The organism is Richelia sinica FACHB-800, assembly GCF_014698825.1.
Taxonomy (GTDB): Bacteria; Cyanobacteriota; Cyanobacteriia; order Cyanobacteriales; family Nostocaceae; genus FACHB-800.
Genome location: NZ_JACJTT010000001.1, coordinates 361,664 through 378,690, shown reverse-complemented (window position 1 = coordinate 378,690; position 17,027 = coordinate 361,664). Strand labels below are relative to the sequence as shown.

The 17,027-nt window shown below is 38.8% G+C and carries 12 protein-coding genes; 7 read left to right on the top strand and 5 right to left on the bottom strand.

Features of this window, described 5'->3' with window-relative positions; genetic code table 11:
- Positions 1-41: 41 nt before the first annotated feature.
- A complete protein-coding gene (locus tag H6G73_RS01505) occupies positions 42-485 on the bottom strand; it encodes a Fur family transcriptional regulator (RefSeq protein WP_190601166.1) in 444 nt (147 codons plus the stop codon).
- Between the two features lie 106 nt (positions 486-591).
- Between H6G73_RS01505 and H6G73_RS01500 the strand changes: the two genes are divergently transcribed.
- Positions 592-738 (top strand): hypothetical protein, encoded by a 147-nt coding sequence (locus H6G73_RS01500; RefSeq protein ID WP_190601165.1) that lies wholly within the window; start codon positions 592-594, stop codon positions 736-738.
- A 155-nt stretch (positions 739-893) separates the two neighbouring features.
- A complete protein-coding gene (locus H6G73_RS01495; protein ID WP_190601164.1) occupies positions 894-1,370 on the top strand; it encodes a CRR6 family NdhI maturation factor in 477 nt (158 codons plus the stop codon).
- A 209-nt stretch (positions 1,371-1,579) separates the two neighbouring features.
- On the opposite strand, the gene H6G73_RS01490 is transcribed toward H6G73_RS01495, so the two are convergent.
- Entirely contained in the window at positions 1,580-2,527 is a 948-nt protein-coding gene (locus H6G73_RS01490; protein ID WP_190601163.1) for a glycosyltransferase family 9 protein, read from the bottom strand.
- 150 nt (positions 2,528-2,677) lie between these two features.
- Here H6G73_RS01490 and ispD point away from each other — a divergent pair, with 150 nt between their 5' ends.
- The 3 genes from ispD (at position 2,678) to H6G73_RS01475 (ending at position 4,453) form a co-directional block, all read left to right on the top strand.
- A complete protein-coding gene (gene ispD, locus H6G73_RS01485) occupies positions 2,678-3,382 on the top strand; it encodes a 2-C-methyl-D-erythritol 4-phosphate cytidylyltransferase (protein WP_190601162.1) in 705 nt (234 codons plus the stop codon).
- Positions 3,383-3,446: 64 nt separating this feature from the next.
- The gene (gene scpB, locus H6G73_RS01480) at positions 3,447-3,995 is read left to right on the top strand and encodes an SMC-Scp complex subunit ScpB (RefSeq protein ID WP_199317556.1); all 549 of its coding nucleotides are present in this window, start codon (positions 3,447-3,449) and stop codon (positions 3,993-3,995) included.
- A 113-nt stretch (positions 3,996-4,108) separates the two neighbouring features.
- On the top strand, positions 4,109-4,453 hold the full coding sequence (locus tag H6G73_RS01475; protein ID WP_190601161.1) for a DUF760 domain-containing protein: 345 nt from the start codon (positions 4,109-4,111) through the stop codon (positions 4,451-4,453).
- A gap of 44 nt (positions 4,454-4,497) precedes the next feature.
- On the opposite strand, the gene H6G73_RS01470 is transcribed toward H6G73_RS01475, so the two are convergent.
- Positions 4,498-5,703: an HhoA/HhoB/HtrA family serine endopeptidase gene (locus H6G73_RS01470; protein WP_190601160.1), complete on the bottom strand. Its 1,206-nt coding sequence runs from the start codon at positions 5,701-5,703 to the stop codon at positions 4,498-4,500.
- A 251-nt stretch (positions 5,704-5,954) separates the two neighbouring features.
- Here H6G73_RS01470 and H6G73_RS01465 point away from each other — a divergent pair, with 251 nt between their 5' ends.
- A complete protein-coding gene (locus H6G73_RS01465; RefSeq protein ID WP_190601159.1) occupies positions 5,955-6,842 on the top strand; it encodes a LysM peptidoglycan-binding domain-containing M23 family metallopeptidase in 888 nt (295 codons plus the stop codon).
- 1 nt (position 6,843) lies between these two features.
- On the opposite strand, the gene H6G73_RS01460 is transcribed toward H6G73_RS01465, so the two are convergent.
- Complete coding sequence (locus H6G73_RS01460; RefSeq protein ID WP_190601158.1) at positions 6,844-7,878, bottom strand: isochorismatase; 1,035 nt, start codon at positions 7,876-7,878, stop codon at positions 6,844-6,846.
- A gap of 20 nt (positions 7,879-7,898) precedes the next feature.
- Entirely contained in the window at positions 7,899-11,972 is a 4,074-nt protein-coding gene (locus tag H6G73_RS24310) for a beta strand repeat-containing protein (protein WP_190601157.1), read from the bottom strand.
- A 144-nt stretch (positions 11,973-12,116) separates the two neighbouring features.
- Here H6G73_RS24310 and H6G73_RS25200 point away from each other — a divergent pair, with 144 nt between their 5' ends.
- Positions 12,117-16,979 (top strand): two-partner secretion domain-containing protein, encoded by a 4,863-nt coding sequence (locus H6G73_RS25200; RefSeq protein WP_190601156.1) that lies wholly within the window; start codon positions 12,117-12,119, stop codon positions 16,977-16,979.
- Positions 16,980-17,027: the final 48 nt, after the last annotated feature.

The following is a 17,027-nucleotide window of genomic DNA, read 5'->3' as shown; positions in this document are numbered from 1 at the left end:
GCGAAGAATGATTATTTATTGATAATATGGAGCTTTTTGACCTATTCTTGGATGGCTCTATGCCCGTAAAAGTTAATAGTATAAGCGGAAACTTTGATACCAGTTTGTGCTTCAACTTGACGTAGTAATTCTTCAGGTAATTCTACATGTACATCAACGATTTTATTGCTTTCTAGACAAGTTATATGGCTGTGAGCATCACTAATATTGCCGTATAAACGCCCGTCGCAATGTTCAATACATTCAATAATACCTTGACTGGATAGGGCTTCTAAATTTTGATATACGGAGGTATGGCCTATTTCTTTACCTTGTTGGTTGAGGCGATCGTAAATCTCCCGTGCGGAAAGATGTTCTTGTTCTTGCCACAATAGCTCTAAAATAAAACGTCGCTGACGACTAACACGCATACCCAAAATTTGACAGCGATCAAGAGCATCTTCTAGGGAACGAATTGGTTTTGTAGAAATCACTGGCTTTTGCATATTGCAGTTTGTTAACTGTGGGGCTAATTTTCCCGTTAAATATTGCTTAATAGTTGTATGACTGCATCCTTAATCTAAATCAAACTCATTACAACTTTAGCTTAAAATGCAGGTTAATGTCTATCTGAGGGGTTCAGGAGTTACAGAAGTATGGCTAACGCCACGCTGCGCGAACAGAAGTTCAGAAGTTACAGAAGTTACAGAAGTATGGCTGCGTCACGCTGCGCGAACAGAAGTTACAGCAGTTACATAAGGAAGAAAATAAGGAAATTCACTCTTCTTCCTCTGTAACCTGTTCCCTGTAACCTGTAACCTGTTCCCTGACCTTTGTATCAGAGCGAAATGGTAGCATCTATATCCAAAAGCTGGTACTGTGAATCTTCAGTTTCCACTTTTGAGTAATCAAGCATGACAATCACCATTACTCTGAATAAGGACATTATTGAGCGTCTTGACATTTCACCTGCATTAACGGTGATTGAACCACTGCTGCAAGAAGGAAGTTTGACATCTGAAGAACAACAACTCCAGTTTGAGGTGAATTACGAGAGAGAACCGGGTGATCCAAGAGAATTACCGGAAATTCCTGAGGTACGCTTATGGTTTGTGCGTTTAGATGCTAAATATCCTTGGTTGCCTTTTTTACTGGATTGGAAATCTGGAGAATTTGCCCGTTATACAGCGATGTTGGTTCCTCATCAATTCAGTTCTAAGGAAGGGATTCAGTACAATCCCGAAGCTTTAGAAATCTTTTTGATGCATAAAATATTTATTATTAGTGATTGGCTCAAACAGCAAGGTATTCCGAGTCAATTCCGACTGAAATCTTTGGCGCAAGTTCTGGGCTATGAATTAGAAGATGCTTTTTTTGAGATGATTCAATAATTGCGGTGTGACTTGAATAGCTTAATGGAGTGAGGTACACAAGGGCAGGTAATATGCCTGCCCTAGAAGATTTATCAGGTTCAAATGTGTACTTCATTGATTTACCAGGTGCTACAACTCCAATTCAGAATCAATATTTTGCCATTGTGATGTTTGATTTTTGAATTGGAGTTTATTGCTGGGTGTAGGTTCTCGTGGAGAATTAATGATCACCCAGCCCAGATTTTTTCTAAAACTGTTTTGGGTGAAATATCTGCTGTTTGAGCAGTTGCAGATTTGATGGTGAGGAATTTATCACTTTTTGGTAATAATTGCCTTGGATCTGCACCTCCCAGGAGGGCGATAGTATAGGTTTGTACGGCTACGCTCAGTTGTAATGCTGGGCTATTGATGGACAACATTAAGCTGGCTCCACCGATGATGGCGGCTAATTTGCTAATATCCTCTGGGGCAGTGATTTTGATGTTTGGACAATCTGCTTGGAGCGATCGCACAAATTCTACATCATCCCGGTCTTGAATTACGACTATGGGTAAATCTGGCTGCTGTTTTTGGCATTCTTGGATAATTTCCTGCCAACTTTGTTGAGGATAGATTTGGGCCGGTGGTAATCGATCAGATCCGGCATAGATGAGAATGTAACCTGTTTGCTCAGTTCCTAACCGCTGCTGTTCTTGTTTTGCCCAATCGAGAGCGGATTTGGGGATATTGATGGCTAATTCTGGACAAGGTTTGTCAATCCCTAAAGGTTTGAGCAAATCGTAATATATTGCTGCTGCATACTGGGAAATTTGGCAGGGAATGGAGTCGGTAAGAAAGAGGGTGCCATTACCTTGGTAGCCAATGCGTTTGGGAATGCCTGTTAACCAAAGTAATAAACCTACAAACCAACTTTGTCCAGCACTAATAGCTACATCATATTCGCGATCGCGAATTGTGCCGACTAAGTTACCCCAATCAGCTAAACTGTTGCGGTCTTTATAATCAAAGGTTAATACCTCGTGAACTGATTTGCTCACTCCATAGGCAGCCTTTGACTGGGGTTCCACAACGACATCGATCTGTGCATGAGGATAATGACGCTTCAGACCATCAAGAGTCGGAAAAAAAAGAATTTGGTCGCCAATTCCGCCAGGTACAAGGGCTACTACTCGCATAATATTTATTGACGCTAACTCGCTCCCTATTTTAGGGGAATATAGGTAATGGGAATAGGTAATTGGGGATTGCTGATTGGTTTTGAGTCAGTTATCATCCTCTCCACCTCACCAATTTCCCAGTTGCTAAGTTGAAGATTGAGGATTGCTGTGTATTTATTAATTCCATCGGCTGGAAGCGGTAAAAGAATGGGTGCTGATTGCAATAAGCTACTCTTGAAAGTGCGATCACAACCCCTACTTGCTTGGACTTTGTTAGCGGCAGAGGCAGCCAATTCTATCAGTTGGATTGGTATTATTGGTCAACCGAGCGACTGGGATGACTTTAAAGCCATTATTCCTGATTTAGGACTGACCAAACCGATTGAATTAATTGCTGGTGGCTCCACCCGACAAGAATCAGTTTACAATGGCTTACAGGCGCTGCCAGCAGAGGCACAACAAGTCTTAATCCATGATGGTGCTAGATGTTTAGTCACACCAGAATTACTCAATGCCTGTGCAGCAGCAATTTGCCATTGTCCTGGCTTAATTGCTGCTGTTCCAGTGAAAGATACGATTAAAGTAGTTGACCAAAGTGGCATCATTCAAGATACCCCTGACCGTCAGCAACTTTGGGCGGCCCAAACTCCCCAAGGGTTTGATGTCAAATTGTTGAAACAGTGCCATGCTGAAGGTGTGCGCCAAGGTTGGGAAGTAACAGATGATGCGGCCTTGTTTGAAAAATGTGGAATTGCAGTGCGAATAGTCCCCGGTGAAGAAACCAATTTAAAAGTCACCACCCCCCAAGATTTAGCCATAGCTGAATTTATTCTCCATCAGCGTCATCTTGACAGAGAAAAACAATCCTGGTAGCATCCCACACACTTATTATTTGTTACTCATGGTCATGACTTGCCAATGACCAATGCTCTGCCCAATGCCCAAAAATATAGCCACAGCGACCAAAATAGAAGCCATTCTCTATTTAAAAGGGAAACCTCTATCGATTAGTGAAATAGCTGAATATGCCTCCTGCGATCGCGCCACAGCCGAAGATGGCATACTGGAATTGATTGATAGTTATGCCCGTCGAGATAGCGCCCTGGAAGTTGTCGAAACACCGGCTGGTTATTGTTTGCAACTACGGGCAGATTTCCAAGATTTAGTGCAAACAATGATACCTGTAGAATTAGGTGTAGGCGCTCTAAGAACTTTAGCAGCGATCGCCCTCAACAGTCCCATTCTCCAAAGTGATTTAATTAACTTGCGGGGTTCTGGGGCTTATCAACATGTCCAAGAACTGGTGGAATTAGGTTTTGTCCGCAAACGTCGAGACAACGATTCTCGCTCCTATTCCTTACAAGTCACCCCAAAATTCCATCAATACTTTCAAATTGACCAGCTACCCCAAACCTTGTTTGCAGAAGACAAATCAGAACAAGAACAACAGCTAGAACTAGAATTAGTACCCCCACAGGAAAATTAAATCTCAAATAATCACCAATCCCTGATGCTCACCTCCCAAACCCTGTGGAAAATGCGCTAGCCTAGAGCTATGGTTTAGAGTAGAATTAGCAACTAAGCTAAAAAAAATTGCCAATGGTGTTTAATCCTAATTTTCTGAACGACGACTCTGAGGAACACCCTAATCAACTTCTGAATGAACCGTTGGGGGAAAACCCTAATCAGTTACTTAAATATTTACAGCACCAATCTCCTGAAGTTTTAGCCCGTGTAGCTCAGTCCGTTAGCCCAGAAATAAAACAAATTATTTCTCAAAATGTACAAGGGTTAGTCGGAATGCTCCCGGCAGAGAACTTCAACGTGCAAATTACCACCGACCGGGATAACCTAGCGGGGCTATTAGCATCAGCGATGATGACGGGGTATTTCTTGCGCCAGATGGAACAACGGATGCAGTTAGAACATTTATCCAATCAATAAAAGCGTGAACAGTACAGACGTAATTTTTCCGTCTGTCACTGCTGCTACTTTTGCGGATAAGCGCCTAACTCAACTTTTAAAGTCCTCATCTTGCCGTTACGGTTGACCTCAACGGTGAAAATGTCTCCCACTTTGCTGGAGTCCACCAACTTCTGAACTTGGGCAGATGTTTTGATTGGTTTGTTGTTAATTTTTTGAATCACGTCACCAGGGCGTAGTCCACTGGCCGGGGCTGGTGAATTTGGTGCAAAGTTTTTCACCACAACACCCACATCTGATTGAATTTGAATTTGATGCTCTCGACTAATTTGCTGTTTATTGGTCGGAGTTAGGTCTGTGGTTTCCACACCAAAAAAAGGATGTTCCGCTTTTCCTGTAGTAAACAGTTCATTAGCTACACGGGCAGCAGTTTCAATAGGAATAGCAAAACCCAGCCCTTGAGCGTCGGCGCGAATAGCGGTATTAACGCCGATTACTTCTCCTTTGGCATTTAAAAGTGGCCCACCAGAATTACCAGGGTTAATTGCCGCGTCAGTTTGAATAAAGCTGACCCTTCGGTCTGGTACACCAACTTGGGCACTGGTGCGGTCTGTGGCACTAATAATGCCGATAGTAACAGTATTATCTAAACCTAAAGGATTACCAATAGCGATCGCCCATTGTCCGGGAATCAAATTTTGTGAATTCCCCAAATCTACCTTAGGTAAATTTTGAGCCGAAATTTTCACCGCCGCTACATCTGTTACCGGGTCAACTCCTACGACCTTACCTGTAAAGGTGCGACCATCTTTCAAAGTCACTAAAACAGTATCTGTTTTTTCCACTACATGGGCGTTAGTGAGCAATTCACCATTCTCACTTAAGATAAATCCTGAACCTGTACCCCGCTCAATTCTTTCTGGGGGTATTGGTTGTTCATCTTCACCAAAAAAACGCTGAAATACAGGATTTTTCCCCAAATCAAACCAGGAATTTGTCACCTTACGAGTAGCGTTAATTCTCACCACTGCGGGTCCTACTTTTTGTACAGCCGTAGCAATAAAATTTACATTATCTCCATCAGCAGCATTAATTGAACCATTGGTCGAATGGGAAATCATTGATTCAGAAGGCAATGCTACTGTGACATTTTTTAACTGTTGAAATGAGTGAGATTCTCGCCAAAGATATCGACTACTTAATAAACCTGCACCACTACCTACGGCGACTAAACATAGATAAATGGCTAGTTGCTTTACAGATAACTTCATAACAATTAAAAATACTTTTTCCCCATCACTGCAAGACACTTGCTCATCTCTCAGTGTAGTCAAGCAAAGGCAAACTTGGCAGATGAATTTACAGCAAAATTTCCGCGTCTATTTTGGAAATCCCCGTCTACAATCTAAAATTAGCCCCCTTTTAATAGTTAGCTCAGATGTTGATCATCTTGCTAACACCAAATTTACTAAGGTTATCAGCGTTCACTGTTAACTGTTCACTGATTTCAAGATAAATTTACATGATTCTTTGTTCTCGTTCCTTTTTTGTTTCTAGCTTCATCAGTGCTGTAGCCTTATTTTCCACCCTGCCAGCAATGAAACCTGCTGCTGCTGTCAGCGGTTGTCCCACTCCTGCCTTATCTCGTATTCAACGCCATATAGTGAGTCGTGGTGAAACTTTAGAGAGTATCGCCGCTAGTTACAATGTCGCACCAACAACTATTAGCGCCATGAATTCCTCGGTGATGAACGGTGTAGTCACCATTGGGACAGAACTTCAGATACCTCCCTTGAATGGTATGGTTGTGGAAGTACCTCGCGGTCAAAATTGGCGGCAAGTAGCTGTTAAATATAAAGTGCGTCCAGACACTTTATTTGAAGTGAATGGCTGTCAAAAAGATCCACGGGTGGTGTTTGTGCCAGTCATACCAGGAACAACAGGTTCACCAAAATCCCTGATCTCAACTTCATCCACCTTCAATCAACCACAGTCAGTTGATATCTCTGGTTATCCTTTAGCGAATAGCACCTCCATTGGTTTGGGTTATGGCTGGCAAATTCAGCCCACTACAGGAGATGTTTTCTTTCATAGTGGGATAGATTTATTAGCCCCAATGGGGACTGCGGTAGAAGCGATCGCTCCAGGTGTGGTAGTCTTTGCAAAAGAACAAGGAACCTATGGCAAAGTCGTGATTATTAACCATGCTGGCGGTTATCAAAGTCGCTATGCCCAACTAGACAGTATTAATGTTCAACTTGGTCAACAAATTAGCAAAGGTGACATCTTAGGAACTGTTGGCACCACCGGACAACCAACTTCCCCCCAACCCCATCTCCATTTTGAAATTCGCGCTAGTGGTTCCTTAGGTTGGGAAGCCAAAGACCCTAAAGCTTATTTAAGCAAATAACTCAACTCCCAATCACCAGTTCGTCAGTCGATTGGATAATGTGCATTCCTGCCTCTGCAAATCTGGCAAATGTAGCATTAGCTTGGTCAGTGTAATCTACCACACCAGGAACTACAACAGGAGAAGTACAATCCTCCAATAGATAGATTTTTTGGGCAAGGGTGCTATCTACCTGTTTAATTTCTGTTAATAAATCATCAATTGTCCAAGCCACACAATGACTTTTCGCCTGTCCAGCAATAATCACAGCATCATAGTCTAAAAGTTGCTTGATTAAATTAGTATTCTTTTGACCCAGAGGCTGGTCATCAAAACCAACTAATACCTCTGGACGCAAAATCGAATAATTTTCAGTTAACGGATTTTCTCCTTTTAACTCAAATTGAGCTTGACTTTGCCTAGCAATACTATGAAAAAATATAGCTTCTTCCACTGCTGCTACTAAAGCATGGCCAATCCCACCTATCATAGAATGATAAGGCCACACAGTCAGGGGATATTTACCATCTTGGCTAAGTTGTTTGACATAATGAAAAGCCTGTTTTACTAATAACTCCTCATCACCATTTGCCACACTTTTAGCCACCGCTGGATTGACTCGCCAAATCCCTTGTTCAATATCTTGGGGTGTAATATTAGTAGCTGCCAGTATTGGGTGTTCACCCTGTTGATTAATCCAAAATATGGGGTGAAAAATTTGCATTGCTGTGTGAGTATCTAAAGTCGGGATAATTTTTGTAATTACCCCTAAATGACGATAAATAAATTCACACAATCTTTGATTATCATCAACTGCGCCAGTTCCTGATTGTCCACCTACATATAATTCAAAATCAGAAATACAAAAGGTATTTTGAACATCAATTAATAGCAAACAAATGCGCGTTGTATCTGTTGATGCTGGTTGGATGTGATGTTGTTTTGCCCATGCTTCAGCTTCAACAGCCAGTTGTTGATAGGGTACACGCCAAACCTCACCCACTTTTTCAGAATTAAAATGAGGAGGAATAGGTAAATTTTGTCTTGTTTTATTCATTGGATTTGTTAATGCTTTGATTATACAAAAATAAAATCCTGAGATATATTTATTTGACTACTACTAATATCTTGAACAACCGCAATCAAGTCGCTATTAAAATAAACCCCAGTATCGAGAATAGTGCTACTACCTACACCAAAATTGGCTTGTAGGAGACTATAACTACCTGTTTTTGCGCGGATTTTATCTATCCCTACCTGCCAACCTTGAATTTGAGCATAAGTGCCACTGCCTGTGTTGTAATAAAAAACATTACTGCTATTACCTAAAACAAAAGTATCAACTCCAAGACCACCAATTAGAATATCTTTTTCACCTAATCCACCGCCATAACCAATCAGCACATCATTATTATCACCGCCATTGAGGGTATCATTACCTGACCCACCATTGAGGGTATCATTGCCACCACTACCAAACAGAGTATTGTTAATACTATTGCCAGTGATATTGTTACTCAAACTATTACCATTGCCTGTAGCAGCAGGATTGCTAAGAGTGAGATTTTCGACATTGGCAGTTAAAGTATAGGAAACAGAAGAATAGACTGTATCAACGCCTTCGCTACTATTTTCAGTAACTACATCACCACCACTATTAACATAATAAATATCATTACCTAAACCACCAACCATCGTATCGTTACCCAAACCTCCGTTGATGGTATCATTCCCCCAACCACCAGATAAATAGTTATTACTAGAATTTCCTGCGATCCAATTATTTAAACTATTTCCATATCCTGCATAACTCGTACCAATGAGGGTGAGATTTTCTAGATTTCCCGCCAAAAAATAAGAAACTGAAGAATATACAGTGTCAATGCCTTCATTGATATTTTCTGTGACTACATCTCCAACATTATAAACATAGTAAATATCATTACCTGTACCACCAAGCATGGTATCGTTGCCATTAGAACCATTGAGAGTATCATTACCAGCACCACCCGATAAATAGTTATTGCTGATATTGCCAACAATACTATTACTCAAGCTATTACCGACGGCTGATGCAGCAGTACCTGTCAGTATGAGTTTTTCGATGTTAGCACTCAAAGAATAAGAGACTGAAGAATATACAGTGTCAATGCCTTCATTTATATTTTCTGTGACTATATCAGCAGAACTATCAACATAATAGACATCATTACCAGTACCACCAATCAAAGTGTCATTACCAGTACCACCATTGAGGGAATTATTACTATTATTGCCAATGATATTGTTATTTAGACTATTCCCATTACCATTAATAGCCGTACCAGTGAGAATCAGGTTTTCTACATTGGCAGCAAGGGTATAAGAAATAGCAGAATATACAGTATCAATGCCTGCGATGGCAATTTCTATCACTGCATCCCCAGCGCTGTCAACATAATAAATATCATCACCTATGCCACCATTGATGGTGTCATTACCAGCACCACCAATCAAAGTGTCATTACCAGTACCACCATTGAGGGAATTATTACTATTATTGCCAATGATATTGTTACTTAGACTATTCCCATTGCCATTAATAGCCGTACCAGTGAGAATCAGGTTTTCTACGTTGGCAGTAAGGGTATAAGCAATGGAAGAATAGACAGTATCAATACCTTCGTTGGCATTTTCAGTAACTACATCAGCAGTGCTATCAACATAATAAATATCATCACCAGTACCACCAATCAGGGTATCGTTACCAATACCACCATTGAGGGTATCATTGCCAGTACCACTATTGAGTAAATTCTTGTTGTTATTACCAAGAATATTATTATTTAAACTATTACCATGACCAGTAAGAGCAGTATCTATGAGAATCAGATTTTCTACATTGGCTGCTAGTTCATAGGCAATGGAAGAATAGACAGTATCAACGCCTTCGTTGACATTTTCATTAACTACATCATCAATGCTATCAACGTAATAGACATCATTACCAGTATCACCAATCATGGTATCGTTACCAATACCACCATTGAGGGTATCATTACCAGTACCACCATTGAGTAAATTCTTGTTGTTATTACCAAGAATATTGTTATTTAAACTATTACCATGACCAGTAAGAGCAGTATCTATGAGAATCAGATTTTCTACATTAGCTGCTAGTTCATAGGCAATGGAAGAATACACAGTATCAATACCTTCGTTGACATTTTCAGTAACTACATCAGCAGTGCTATCAACATAATAAATATCATCACCAGTACCACCAATCATGGTATCGTTACCAATACCACCATTGAGAGTATCATTGCCAGCGTTGCCATTGATTGAGTTATTACTATTATTACCAAGAATATTGTTATTTAAACTGTTCCCATTGCCATTAATAGCAGTACCAGTGAGAATCAGGTTTTCTACATTTGCTGCTAGTCCATAAAAAATGGAAGAATATACAGTGTCAATACCTTCATTGGCATTTTCATTCACTGAATCATTAATGTTATCAACATAGTAAATATCATCATTTTGACCACCAATCATCACATCAGCACCAATTCTACCGTCAATAGTGTCGTTACCAGCGCCACCATTGAGTGAGTTAGTACCATCATTACCAATAATCAGGTTATTTAAAATATTGCCATTGCCATTAACAGCACCATTGAGCAGAATTAAGTTTTCTACATTGGCTGCTAGTTCATAGGAAATATAAGAATATACAGTATCAGTACCTTCATTTTCATTTTCGTTTGCTGAGTCGTTAGGGTTATCAATATAATAAACATCATCATCTTCACCCCCACTCATCAAATCTCCACCAATTCCACCATCAATAGTGTCGTTACCACCACCTCCATTGATAGAATTAGAGTTTTGGTTTCCTTTGAGAAAGTTATTATCATTATTACCAGATATAAAGAAAGCAACATCGCTGTTAGTTAAAAGTAAATTATTGACATGATCAGGTAAACTATAGCTAATATCAGAGTAGATAATATCGTATCCTTCATTCAGATTCTCAATTACTACATCTAGTTCATTATCAACATAGAACAAATCATCTCCAGTGCCACCTGTCATGGTATCTGCATCGCTATTACTAGGTAAGTTATCAGAATCACCTAAAAGGGTGTCATTTCCTGCACCGCCAGTGAGAGCATTATTAATACTATTACCTAAAATAAAATTACTTAAATTGTTACCTTCTCCATTTTCAGATGTGCCAATTAAAATTAAGTCTTCAACATTGGCTAGTATGGTATACGAAACAAAAGAATATACAGAATCAATACCTTCATTGGCATTTTCAATAACGGTATCCTCAATGCCATCTAAATAGTAAAGATCATTTCCTGCACCTCCTGCTAAGGAGTCAGTGCCTGTTTCTCCTTCAATCGTGTCGTTACCTGCACCACCTACGATAGTGTCATTTCCTGCACCACCAATCAGACTATTGTTACCAGCATTACCCACAATTCTGTTGTTGAGACTATTACCTCTGCCATGAAGTGCAGCACTATTGGTGACTAAGGTCAGATTTTCAACATTTGCCGTGGTATTTAATGGGTAATTACTCACAGAAGAAAGAATTGTATCTGTGCCAGCACTTGCTTGTTCAATAACTACATCACTAGAACTATCAACGTAATAGACATCATTACCTGTACCACCAATCATGGTGTCGTTACCTGCACCACCATTGAGGGTGTCATTTCCTTCACCACCACTGAGGCTATTATTACTACTATTGCCAATAATTCTGTTGTTAAGGCTATTACCTGTGCCATTTACAGCAGTAGTATTGGCTACCAAAGTCAGATTTTCAACATTTGCACCTAAGGTGTAACTACTACGAGAAGAGTAAACTATATCTATTCCTTCATTTGCTAGTTCAGTGACTGTATCACCAGTACCATCAACATAATAAATATCATTATCAGCACCACCAATCATGGTGTCGTTGCCGACACCACCATCTAGGGTGTCATTACCACTACCACCTTCTAACCTGTCGTGACCACTACCACCATTAATGGAATCGTTTCCACCTATACCTAAGAGGGTATCATTCCCTATTAATCCAAAAATGATTTCATCTTCATTTAGTCCTGGATAAAGGTCATTGCCATTAGTACCGGGGTAAGTAGTGGTCATTTTTGTTGCTCCTGGTTAAAGTTTGAATATAGTAAAAATAATACTTACGTAAAACATGTTTGTATTGTTATACAAGTTGGAAATCTGCTTTTCCAGACAAGCAGGTAAATATTTGCATAGTTTTTTCTCAAAAGGTATAAAAATATGAAGTTACCATGGCAACTGCAAGCTAGTCAGCTAGGAATAGGAATTTGTATATTTTTTACTGGATTATCCACAAATATTAATCAAGTTGTTCTTGCTCAATTGACACCAGATCAAACATTAAATCGAGAAAATTCTGTTGTGAAAAGTATTGATTTAATGAATAAAATAATCGAGGGTGGTGCGATTCGAGGCAAGAATATTTTTCACAGTTTTTTAGAATTTAATGTAGATGAAGGTAGGGGAGTTTATTTTCACAACCCTATTGGGATTGAGAATATCTTGACTCGTGTGACAGGGAATAATTCTTCCAATATTTTAGGTAAATTGGGAGTCTTAGGCACAGCAAATTTGTTTTTAGTAAATCCTCATGGGATATTTTTTGGTAAAAATGCCAGTTTAGACATTAGAGGATCATTTTTTGCTACTACGGCAGATGGGATTCAAATCGGGGAAGATAAGTTATTTAGTGCAACTGAACCAGAAAAAAGCCAATTATTATCTGTCCAACCTAATGCTTTATTTACCAATGCCTTAAAAAAAGCTTCAACTACTATTAATAATCAAGGTAATTTAACTGTTAATCATGGTCAAAATATAACTCTATTTGCATCTAACATCATTAATACAGGTAAATTATCGGCTCCTCAAGGTGTGATACAAATATTGGGTAATAATATTAAATTATTAAACAATAGTCAAATTAATGTATCTTCTCCAAGGGTAGGAGGAACAATTTTAATTGGTGGCGATTATCAAGGTAAAGGTAATTTACCTACTGCCCAAACAACTTATATAGGAGAAAAAGCAACTATTTATGCTAATGGCAATTATCTTGAAAATACTTCAGAAATAGGCAGTGGGAATGGCGGTAAGGTCATTGTTTGGTCAGATAAAAAGACAGAATTTTATGGTCAAATTATGGCTCAGGGAGGACAGCAATTAGGAAATGGGGGATTTGTAGAAGTTTCAGGTAAAGATAAACTTATATTTAGAGGCAATGTAAATACAGATGCGGTGAATGGCAGTCCTGGCACACTATTGATTGATCCAACCAATATAATTATTGCGGCTGGTGATGGAGACACTAGCAATGAAAATGATAATTTTACTATTTATCAATCAACCTTAGAAGGACTATCGGGAAATACAAATATTGTTTTAGAAGCTACAAATAATATTATTGTTAATTCTTTGGAAGAAAAACAATTGAATCTAGTGGCTGGAAATGGGGATATAAAATTTATTGCTGATGCTGATACAGATGGCAATGGTAACTTTAATATGAGTCAAGATAATGTGATGAAAACTAATGGGAGAAATATAGAAATTAAAGGTGTCAATCTCAATATTGGCAGCATTGATGCTGATGCTCAGACAGGAGGAGGTTCTATATCTTTGACGGCATTAGGGGGACATATTTCTACACAATTTCTTTCTTCTGATGCTATAACTTCCCAGGGAACAACAGGAAATGGAGGCAATATTATTTTAACAGCCCATGGAGGTAATATTGCCACTAAAAATGTTTCTACTATTTCATTATCTAGAAATGGAAAAGGAGGTAGGGGTGGGAAAATTTCTCTAGTTACTAATGGAGGTAACATATCTACAGAATCTCTATTTACCAATGCTATTTCTAATTTAGATGGAGGTAGAGGAGGAAATATTTCTCTAGTGGCTAATGGAGGTAATATCTCTACTGGATCTATCTCTACCTATTCAATTTCTAATTTAGATGGCGGTAGAGGAGGAAATATTTCTCTAGTGGCTAATGGAGGTAATATCTCTACAAAAAATGTCTTATCTTTTTCATCATCTCGGAATGGTAAGGGAGGTGATGGAGGAAATATAGTATTAAATGCTATAAGTGGCAATATTTCAGCAGAATCTATATATTCTTGGTCTGAATCTAAGTTGGAAGGTGGGAATGGTGGCAATATTTCTATTGATGCAACTGGAGGAAATATTTTTGTACAAACTCTGTTGTCTATTTCCCGTTCTCTTTCTCTTCAAGCTGGAAGTGGTGGTGATATTAATATCAACATATCTGGCGATAAAAGTCTCTCAATTCCTTTTTTAAATTCATCGTCTTACGGTCAACATGGTCAGGGAGGAAATATTATAATAGATGGTGATAAATTAATTTTAAATTCTACTGTAATTAGAAGCGAATCTGAAGGTAATGGAGGTTTGATAAGGTTTGATGCGCCAGAAATTAAATTAATCAATACAGATATTAGTAGTACAAGTTTAGGTAATGGTAAATCTGGAGATATATTCTTAATTTCCAGCGGTGCAATCTCCTTAAAAAATAGTCGGCTTTTAACTGCTTTAGAACCTGGTTCAACAGGGATTGGCGGTAAAATTAATATTCAAGCAGAAAATTTAAATTTGTCTGATTTTTCTTTAATTGATACGGGAACTTATAATGTTGGTAAAGGTGGTGATGTTGAAATTAATAGTAAAAGTGTTTTTCTAGATAATAATAGCAGTATTCGTAGTTTAACCGCAGGTAAAGGTGATGCTGGGAATATTGTTTTGAATGTGAAGGAATCTATATTTTTAGATCAGAGTAGTAATATCAGTACCGCATCTACTTCTAAAGCCGCAGGGAATAGCGGTAATATTAATATTTATGCTCATACTGTTGTGATTAAAAATGGTTCTCAACTACAAGCATTAACTCAAGGAACAGGAAAATCAGGTGATATCTCTTTAAATGTTACTGATACACTCAATATTGCTGGTATGGGTGAAGATGGTTTATTGAGTGGTATTTTCACATCTAGTGAAGGAGCAAACAGTGGACAAGGAGGAAAAATATCTATTCAGACTAGTAAGTTAAATATTAGTGATGGTGGTGTATTAGCTGCTCAAACATTTAGTCAAGCTAATGGTGGCAGTATTTCGATTGATGCTAATCAAGTTTCTTTGGTAAATGGAGGGCAATTATTAACTAATACTTTTGGAGGAGGAAATGCAGGGGAAATAATTGTCAATGCTAAGGAAGAAGTTAATATTACAGGGGTGGACTCTCAAGTTGCGGGACGTTCTCAACCAGAACCTTTATTAAGACAAGATGTAACTGTCAGGAATTTTGATGCTCAACAACCTTGGCAAATTACGAAAGTAGAACCTAATGATTCACTGGAAACGGCACAAGTTATTGCAGATGATTTATTTTGGTTAAATAATCCTGAAGCTACAAATTCTTTGGTGGAGTTTTCCAGTAGAATACCTTATGTTTCTATCCGGGGCAAGGGAGATGAAACAGTAGATATTTATGCCTTTAAAGTCAATGCAGGCACCAGAGCAATATTTGATATTGATAATACTGGTGTTATCCAAATTAGAGATGAATCTTATCCCGCTGTAAATACTAAGTTAACTCTTTTTGATCACCAAGGAAATGTATTAGCTGCAAATGACAAATCTCCCCATGCTTTGGGTGCAGATGGCAGTCGTTTGAATATGACACAGCAAGAAGATCCTTATTTTAGGTACACTTTTACAAATTCTGGTATTTATTATATTAAAGTAAGTAATCCAGAAGGAGGCGGGATTCCTGCTGTTGATCAATTCAGACGACCAACTGGTTATGATTTGCAAATTTCTTTAGAAACACCACCTATTCAAGCTAGTGCGGTAAATGGAGGTGCTGCGGCTGGAATTTTTGCTAATACGGCTGGTGCTGGTAAAGCTGGGGATATAACTATCAATAGTCCGTTGTTAAGAATTAGCGATCGCGCTCAAATATCTGCCTCAACTACAGGTAAACTCAATGGTAGTGGTGGTCAAATCACTGTCAATGCTGACCAAGTTACTGCCAGCAACGGTGCTAAATTACTGACAACTACCTTCGGCAGTGGTCAAGCTGGAAATATTAATCTCAATGTCCGTGACAATATTACCTTAACAGGTAACAATACTGGGCTGTTTGCCAATACAGAGACAGGTTCTAGTGGTGATAGTGGAAGTATTATCATTGACCCCAATATCTTGAAGATTCAAGATGGTGCAGGAATAGCTGTCAATAGTCTAGGTAGTGGTAAGGGTGGGAATATATCTGTACAGGCAAATCGTCTGACCCTAGAACAGCAAGGCTTTATCAACGCAGAAACTGCCGCTAATCAAGGTGGAGAAATTAATTTAACAATTCAAGATTTATTACTATTACGTGAAAACAGCCGTATCACAGCTACAGCAGGTACAGATAAAGCTGGGGGAGATGGAGGTAATATTACAATTAATGCTCCATTTATCGTTGCTGTTCCTGATGAAAATAGCGATGTTACTGCCAACGCTTATCAAGGTAGAGGGGGAAATATTAACATCACGACTCAGGGAATATTTGGTTTAGAATATCGTCCCCAAAGTACGTTACAAAGCGATATCACAGCAACTTCAGAATTTGGTGTGAATGGACAAGTAACCATTAACAGATTGAATGTTGATCCCACTCAAGGTTTATTTACATTACCTGTAACTTTACTTGATCCAACTACGAGAATTGTGGAAACTTGTGCAGCTAGTACAAACTTAGACAATCGTCAAAATGAGTTTACTATTACTGGGAGGGGAGGATTACCATCTAGTCCTAACGATTTATTTACGGGGATAACAGGACTATCAGAGGTAGTGGAAGTTGCAGAGATAGGCAAGACTAGTGGTAGTATAACACCAGAGATCAATGACAAGAATCATCCAGATAAATCACCTGTGGTGATGCGTCAAGAAAAAAATATCAATCATCAAAATCTTGAACAAATCCAAGGTTGGATAATTAATACAGATGGTAGGGTGGTATTGACAGGACGACCTCTACCACTAACATTACTTAATCATGGGTGTCATAGATAACTTGAGAATAAAGTTACAATTTTGATACTGATTTGCCAATTTCCGGTG

What these genes read in the sequence shown, in the direction of transcription:
- H6G73_RS24310 (WP_190601157.1), bottom strand. Translation starts at nt 11,972, where the DNA reads ATGACCACTACTTACCCCGGTACTAATGGCAATGACCTTTATCCAGGA.
- H6G73_RS01490 (WP_190601163.1), bottom strand. Translation starts at nt 2,527, where the DNA reads ATGCGAGTAGTAGCCCTTGTACCTGGCGGAATTGGCGACCAAATTCTT.
- H6G73_RS01465 (WP_190601159.1), top strand. Translation starts at nt 5,955, where the DNA reads ATGATTCTTTGTTCTCGTTCCTTTTTTGTTTCTAGCTTCATCAGTGCT.
- H6G73_RS01460 (WP_190601158.1), bottom strand. Translation starts at nt 7,878, where the DNA reads ATGAATAAAACAAGACAAAATTTACCTATTCCTCCTCATTTTAATTCT.
- H6G73_RS01500 (WP_190601165.1), top strand. Translation starts at nt 592, where the DNA reads ATGCAGGTTAATGTCTATCTGAGGGGTTCAGGAGTTACAGAAGTATGG.
- H6G73_RS01470 (WP_190601160.1), bottom strand. Translation starts at nt 5,703, where the DNA reads ATGAAGTTATCTGTAAAGCAACTAGCCATTTATCTATGTTTAGTCGCC.
- H6G73_RS01505 (WP_190601166.1), bottom strand. Translation starts at nt 485, where the DNA reads ATGCAAAAGCCAGTGATTTCTACAAAACCAATTCGTTCCCTAGAAGAT.
- H6G73_RS01475 (WP_190601161.1), top strand. Translation starts at nt 4,109, where the DNA reads ATGGTGTTTAATCCTAATTTTCTGAACGACGACTCTGAGGAACACCCT.
- H6G73_RS25200 (WP_190601156.1), top strand. Translation starts at nt 12,117, where the DNA reads ATGAAGTTACCATGGCAACTGCAAGCTAGTCAGCTAGGAATAGGAATT.
- scpB (WP_199317556.1), top strand. Translation starts at nt 3,447, where the DNA reads ATGCCCAAAAATATAGCCACAGCGACCAAAATAGAAGCCATTCTCTAT.
- H6G73_RS01495 (WP_190601164.1), top strand. Translation starts at nt 894, where the DNA reads ATGACAATCACCATTACTCTGAATAAGGACATTATTGAGCGTCTTGAC.